At 48.5% G+C, this 6,762-nt stretch carries 4 protein-coding genes and 1 pseudogene; 4 read left to right on the top strand and 1 reads right to left on the bottom strand.

Translation table 11 applies throughout. From position 1 onward, the window contains the following. Position 1 precedes the first annotated feature (1 nt). On the top strand, positions 2 to 712 hold the full coding sequence (locus C6Y40_RS11835; protein ID WP_170308393.1) for an IS5 family transposase: 711 nt from the start codon (positions 2 to 4) through the stop codon (positions 710 to 712). 18 nt (positions 713 to 730) lie between these two features. On the opposite strand, the gene C6Y40_RS11830 is transcribed toward C6Y40_RS11835, so the two are convergent. Continuing rightward, on the bottom strand, positions 731 to 3,553 hold the full coding sequence (locus tag C6Y40_RS11830; RefSeq protein WP_105934774.1) for a ligand-binding sensor domain-containing protein: 2,823 nt from the start codon (positions 3,551 to 3,553) through the stop codon (positions 731 to 733). A gap of 391 nt (positions 3,554 to 3,944) precedes the next feature. Here C6Y40_RS11830 and C6Y40_RS11825 point away from each other — a divergent pair, with 391 nt between their 5' ends. The 3 genes and pseudogenes from C6Y40_RS11825 to C6Y40_RS11815 all read left to right on the top strand — a co-directional run. Next, complete coding sequence (locus tag C6Y40_RS11825) at positions 3,945 to 4,334, top strand: DUF3718 domain-containing protein (RefSeq protein ID WP_105934773.1); 390 nt, start codon at positions 3,945 to 3,947, stop codon at positions 4,332 to 4,334. Positions 4,335 to 4,651: 317 nt separating this feature from the next. Continuing rightward, complete coding sequence (locus C6Y40_RS11820; RefSeq protein ID WP_146129558.1) at positions 4,652 to 6,445, top strand: hypothetical protein; 1,794 nt, start codon at positions 4,652 to 4,654, stop codon at positions 6,443 to 6,445. Between the two features lie 111 nt (positions 6,446 to 6,556). Then, positions 6,557 to 6,762, top strand: a pseudogene (locus C6Y40_RS11815) (IS1595 family transposase); the annotation flags it as partial.

The following is a 6,762-nucleotide window of genomic DNA, read 5'->3' as shown; positions in this document are numbered from 1 at the left end:
ACTGCTAAAGGAGAGTGGCAGAGTCTATAACAAATATGAGCACCGAAATACCCTGGAGGGCATACTTTACCGAATGCGTACCGGCATTCAGTGGCGGGATTTGCCATCTGAATTTGGTCTCTGGAATACGGTCTACCGACGATTTAATTTATGGTCGAAGAAAGGCATATTGCAAAAGTTATTTGAAAGCTTAGCCTCCGAGGGTGACCCAGAATGGTTGTTTCTTGATGGTAGTATAGTTAAAGCGCATCAGGATAGTAGCGGTGCAGCGGGTAAACAAGATGAGGCCATCGGAAAAAGTCGAGGTGGTAACTCAACGAAAATTCACCTTGCGGTAGATAGCGGTGGCCTGCCCGTTTATTTTGAACTATCCGGTGGTCAAGTGAACGACATCGTACATGCACAAAGTCTGATAATAAACTCCCCACAAGCCGATATTGTTTGTGCTGATAAAGGCTATGACAGTGAAGCTTTTAGAGCTTACGTAGAAGAAAGTGGAGCAGATGCCAATATTCCACGCAAACGAAATAACAAATTAGGTAATGACGATATGGACTGGTGCCTGTATCGATATAGGCATCTTGTTGAAAACGCGTTTTTGAGGATAAAAAGGTACCGGGCAATATCAACAAGATACGACAAGCTAGCTCGAAACTATAGCAGTACAGTCGCATTGGCATTCATGATGATGTGGCTACCAATGTACTGCTGAACAAATAATGTTCAAAGATCAACAGCCTCTAGCAGCGGCCATTTTGTCAAAGTCGCCAGCCACACTACTGACAACCTGCTGCAGTTGGGCAACGCTATGCTCTTTATCAGGCTGAGTCATATCATTAAAGCCTATAAGCTGATTGACCAGGTGATTCAGACGCAAAGCATTTCGCTGTACCAGGGTTAGTGAATTTGCCTGGGCACTATCAGAGCTTGCCAACAGATCTTTTACCGGGTTTAAAATAAGGGTAAGCGGGGTTTTAAACTCATGGGTAATATCGGCAAAAATGCGATTTTTCTCTTCCAGGGTTGAGCGTAATAGCTGATTGTTTTCATCCAGCAGCACCGACTGTTTACTTAACTGCGCCGTTCTTTCCTCAACCAACCCTTCCAGTTGCTGCTGGCGCTGCCGGAGCTGTCTTAGCCGCCACTGGTAACCCAGGGTCAGTATTCCAATAGCAGCTATCGCATACAAACACAACGCCCACCAGGTAACCCACGGCGCTGGCGCAACTGTAATCGCCAGCAAGCGCTGAGGTTCGCTCCATTGCTGGTCGTGATTGCGCGACTGTATATTAAGCGCAAAAGACCCGCGGGGAAGTTGTGAGAAATACACCGCATTCTCGCCGGGCGGAATATTTATCCATTGCTTGCTTAGTGGCAACAGCTGATAACGATAGGCCACCTCATGCTGATTAATAAAGTCCAGATTACTGACGGTAAGTGCCAGTTGTACATGATCATAATTCAAGCTTAGCGACCCCTTCTGCGGAGGGGTTATTGTCACCTTCCGGGATTCATCTAGCAATTGCAAGCGACTTATTTGCACCCTTGATGCATTAACCTGCGGTGCAACCTGAGCCGGATCGAATTGGGTCACGCCATTAATTCCACCAAATACCAGATGGCCATTTTGCCTTTTTAAATAAGCGCCGGTATTGAACTCCCGCCCCTGTAAACCATCACTCACCGACAGGTTCCAGAACTGTCCGCTGTCTGGAGAGAATCGACTTAAGCCATCGTTGGTACTCATCCACAGGTTGCCAGCTTCATCTTCCAGCAAACTGTAGATATGCGCATTGGCCAAGCCATTCTGAACCGTAAAACCGGAGAAGGTTTCGGTTTTGCGGTCAAAGCGATATAACCCCAGGCTGGACCCAACCCAGGTAACACCGTTAGAGGCATGCAGCACCGTTTTAATCTGCCCGGGCGGCAACCCATTTGGCGGCTCAGAAGCGGCATGCAAACGCTTCACACTTTGGTGAAGAGGGTCTACCAGCAAAATACCTGAGTGATGGGTTGCCAGCCATAACCGGTGGTCAGCGTCTTGTGAGATGTGCCAGATAATTTGATTGCGGGGGATGCCAGCAGCCTCAAAGAGCCAGCTAAAGTCTTCGCTTGCCTGTTGAGCAATGCGGTATAAGCCATTGAGTGATGCCACCCATAAGTACCCTTCATTATCTTCGAACATGGCGGTTATTTTATCGTTTTTAGCCGCCATCAGCCCGCGGGCAGGCTTTAGCACATCACCTTTCGGCTCCAGTTTAAACAGGTTGCAGTCGCCCCCCTGGTTATTATCGCCGCCCACCCAGAGTTCGCCCCGACGGGTAACGTAACTTACCGGGAACGTGTTAACGTGAGCGCATTCCCCCTCTGCGGATATGTCTTTCTGCCACTCATACTGCCGACCATTATCACTGTACACTGCCAGCCTGTTGTTGGTGGCCACCAGTAAAGCCTCTTCGTACTCGCCAACTCCGCGAATAAACGGCTCATTTAACACAGGCTCCGACTGCGCAGACAACCGCAAAATGCGATTTTCGCGCTTCCAGAATACATTCACACCACCGCCCAGATTCCCCAGCCACACTGCCTGCTCATCTTCAAATACCGACTTTATTTCACCATTACTGAGCGTCAGCGCCGAGTTGCTATTTGGCTTTATATGATCAATGAGTTGCAACTGCTCATTGAATACCAACAAACCGTGCCCATGAATACTTACCCAGTAATTTCCGTTAGTACGCTGATGAACAAACGTGGCAAGGCGCATTAAATGCGCCGGGTATTGAGCTGGCCATGGCACACTGCGCATTGCACTAATGTCACTTCGCGGTGCGATAAAAAAGCCCTCATGGGTGAACCACAACAAATTGTCACCGGCCTGGTAAAGGCCAGCGCTTTCCACCAGTTCAGGCAAGGCCGCCCGCTGCCAGCTATCATCGTCAGACAGCCACCAAACCTGCTGACTGGCATCCCGGAATAACAGTTTCCCTTCGGCTGGAATAATACTATGACGGGTTGAGGCTGGCCCGGGTAGTCTGATTGACCTTAAAATCTGCTGGCCGCGAATTTGATACAGCTCCTCATTAAGCAATGCCCAAACACTATCGCCCTGACCAATAAGCTCTACCACCGCCTGATTATGGGCAAGCGGTAACGGAGCATAGATCAGGGTATGAGTGTCAATGATGGCCAGACCGGTATCAGTACCCGCCCACAACAGCCCTGCGCTATCCAGCACCATGGTATTCACGGTATTGGTGGGTAACGAGTGGGGCTCCGTCGGGTCGTGACGAAAGGTCACAAAGTCATAACCATCATAGCGGGCAACGCCATCGGTTGTGGCAAACCACATAAAACCCCGATGGTCTTTCACGATATCGATAACCGACATTTGAGGCAGGCCGTCGTCCACAGTGAGATGTCTGAATTCCTGCCCCCCGGCCAGGGCCTGGCCAATTCCACAAACCACTAGCACCCACCCCATAAGTAAAGTGCGGGTCAACGATAACCGTTGAGTCTTTCCTTTTTGACGTCCGATCTTAAAAACTGCCATACATCCACTACGTTGCGCCAGTTATGCTTTTTTATGTTTTATTTTCAACTACTAAGCCTATATTCTATGCTGCCCGACATTTACCCTGGTGTCGACTAAAAAACCACCAGCCGGCATAGTTTAATGATTTTGTTGGTGTCCGTATTGGTCAGGGATTGCGGTTAAATTTCGAGCAGAAAATCAGTTCAGAGAAGCGTATCAGACGAGTGGCCTGTTATCTGCCACCAAACACTTTATTTACAACATCTTTACAACTATAGTCTAAGAACGCAAAAGGAGTTGCTCCGGTGAGTACCTTACGCATTAACTTTGCCTATAGATGTAACAACATAAAACAGGATGCGAAGGTGCCTATCGTAGCTTGGAATTTTTTTTATGTTGGAGATGAATCATGAACTACTTCAAATTAGCTGGAGTGATAGCGGCGCTATCTGTTTCCAGCCAGATCAAGGCACAGGATATTCAGTTTGTCGCAGCCGACAATAGCCAGGAAACAAAGCTTTGCGTCAGCGCAGTTAACAACGAGCTGGATACCATGAAAGGGCAACTGTTCCGGATGGGAATGGGCGATGCTGTACGAAGAAATGTTAACCGCATTACCTGTAACGATATGTCGGTGGCAAAATTCGCGCATAAATACCGCGCGCAAGACACCTTCGTATACCTCAACAATCGCAGCGCTTATGGCAATAAAGCCAAGCCGTCGGTGACAATAAACGATCTGGCACAAACCAACAGTTCAGACGAACCGATTATTGTTTACGTCTCGTCGGCCCGCTAATTCGCCGGTATAAAGGTATTCAGAAACACAGAAAGGAGCTACAGGCTCCTTTCTTTTTAGCGGTACATCAGACGTCTGTTGAGGCTTTAAGCGTCATAACAGGATCCATAGCATCCGCTTTACCTAACTTCTCACTGTGCAATTTTCTGACAGGAATAAAGTTTCGCTCGCTTTTATCAATTACTTTGCCGTATATTCTTGCCATTGCTCAGTGTGATGACGCCTGATAGTTGTTTTATGGTCATAGGCCTGAGCCAATTCCAGGCTCACACAATGAGCTAAAACCCAGGGAAAAATAATTTCAACAGGATAAAATCATGCGTAGTTTTTTACTTGTTGCCGCATTTTTAATCAGCACATTAAGCGGTTGCGCCACATACGACATTCGCTCCACTGCCATTGCCAAAAACCAGCCCTTACCAGCCACGCATGGGGTTGTCGCCTTACAGGTTATCAACAATGCCGAACGGCTTGCGCCGTTACATAAAGGCTGGACAGCCGTGATTGTGGTTCGAACAGATAACATGGACGCGATTAAAGCCGCCGCCATTGCCGAGGCCAAAGAGAAAGCCGCCAAAAAAGGCAAAACCATCGACGAAGCCAAGGTCGACTGGGATCCTGAAGTCTATGAATTGACACCTGTTTATCAGGGAACGGTAGACAGCCAGCTGTTTATCGGCAGCATGCCACCCGGCGAGTATATGATTTCAACGTTATACAGTTTTTATAATGGTGGTGATATGACGTCGTGGATTTCCATGCCGGTATTCTCTGCCGCCGGTGAATTTGCGGTAAGTGACACTACGCTCACCGACCTTGGCTCTGTATTGTTTCAGCCCTTACTCAGTATAAAGGAAAGCTCATTCTGGAGCACTTCCACCTCATCCAAAGCCTTTGTTACGCGGGTATTTGAAGAGTCTGACTTAGGCAGTATTGTACTGCCACAGTATCCGCAAATTCAGCAACAGCTTAGCGGCAAAACAAGCCAGAGCTGGCAAAGTGATGAACTGGATCCGCTGCGCGAAAAGCTCAGTGTGCTGGCAACTGAAAACGCTCTGGCGGCCAGCCCCATTGTACTGCCAACAACCCAGCAACGCGCCCTGGCGGCTAAATTTGGTCGCCTGGCAATCCAGCAAGACGGTAGCTGGGCAACCCATAATCTGCCGACCAATTCACAACTCTATGCGGCGCTGCAAATCGACGGCAAAGTAGCCGTGGGTGGTGAGTTAGGCCAGCTGTTTGTATCTGCCGACTGGCAGCAATGGCAGTTAATCAAGCCAGTGGATGCCGATGAAGCCATTGTCTGGATGGGCCAGACGGCCGACAGTTACTTTGCCCTGACCAGTTCTGCCAAACAATATCAGGTGTACCGGTTTAATCAGTTAAATACCCCGTGGCAGAAAATTGGCAGTTATGTGAAAAAAGATCCCAACGACTGGCTAATTCAGAATGGGGGCCTGTTTGCGGCCATTACTAAGCAGGGTACTCTGCGGATCTTCAACGATAACAAGCGTCACGACTACAATCCGGCAGATAATAACTGGTCGACTGACAAAAGCACCTCTCTTCGCAATATGGCACAACTTGCCAATGGCGCACTGGTGGCCGTTGAGGTAAGCCAGTGGGACGGCGTTGGCTCACAGTTAATCAGCGTTGATGACGGCCTGACATGGCAATCCATCAACCGCAACCTGAGTTTATTTGGCGACCTCAAGGCAGATGTGAGTTTACCGGTACTTACCGACAACAATGAAGTCATCACACTTAGTCGTAACCGCAAGTCGAGCGGAGAGAAAAGCCAAATCCGTATTGCCACCACCCCACTTAACAACGCAGATGACAGCAAGAGCTGGCAGTTGCATGGTGTGGCCAAAGACAATTGCCATTCGCTATTGCCACAACTTACCACCGGCAATACCCTGTATTTCCTTTGCGATCAGGGGCAAATCGTCAGCACCAATGACTTTGGTAAGACCTGGCAAACCGATATTGACCGTGATATCGCGCAAATGCAGGCGCAATACGAAACCTTTATCGACGAGTTAAAACAGCAGCAGGAAGCCGAAGAAAACGCTAAGGAAACCCAGGCCCAGGCAGCCAGCGAGGAATAAGCACTGCGGGTAATGTGCCTGAATCAACCGGCGCATTACCCGTTTATCAAAGGCTATGTTCTGCTAAATTGTTGCTATACTGTATATGAATACAGTTATTGAGGGTTGATCATGATCCCAGCACAATTTACAAAGCTTATAGCCGAGTTAGAACACTTAACAGATAGTCAAACCCGTTATGTTGAGAAGCTGCTGAAAGGCACTGATAGCGTCTCACAGTTGATAACAGAGCTTGAGGAGCGGATGGTTGAAAACCCTGAATGTCCGCACTGCCATAGCTCACTGATCAATCGGCACGGCAAGGTAAACAAGATGCA

The sequence above is a fragment of the Marisediminitalea alba genome (genome assembly GCF_002993365.1).
In the GTDB taxonomy this organism is placed as follows: Bacteria; Pseudomonadota; Gammaproteobacteria; order Enterobacterales; family Alteromonadaceae; genus Alteromonas; species Alteromonas alba.
Note: the sequence above shows the minus strand (reverse complement) of the source record. Positions and strands in the feature narration are given on the sequence as shown.

What these genes read in the sequence shown, in the direction of transcription:
- C6Y40_RS11820 (WP_146129558.1), top strand. Translation starts at nt 4,652, where the DNA reads ATGCGTAGTTTTTTACTTGTTGCCGCATTTTTAATCAGCACATTAAGC.
- C6Y40_RS11825 (WP_105934773.1), top strand. Translation starts at nt 3,945, where the DNA reads ATGAACTACTTCAAATTAGCTGGAGTGATAGCGGCGCTATCTGTTTCC.
- C6Y40_RS11830 (WP_105934774.1), bottom strand. Translation starts at nt 3,553, where the DNA reads ATGGCAGTTTTTAAGATCGGACGTCAAAAAGGAAAGACTCAACGGTTA.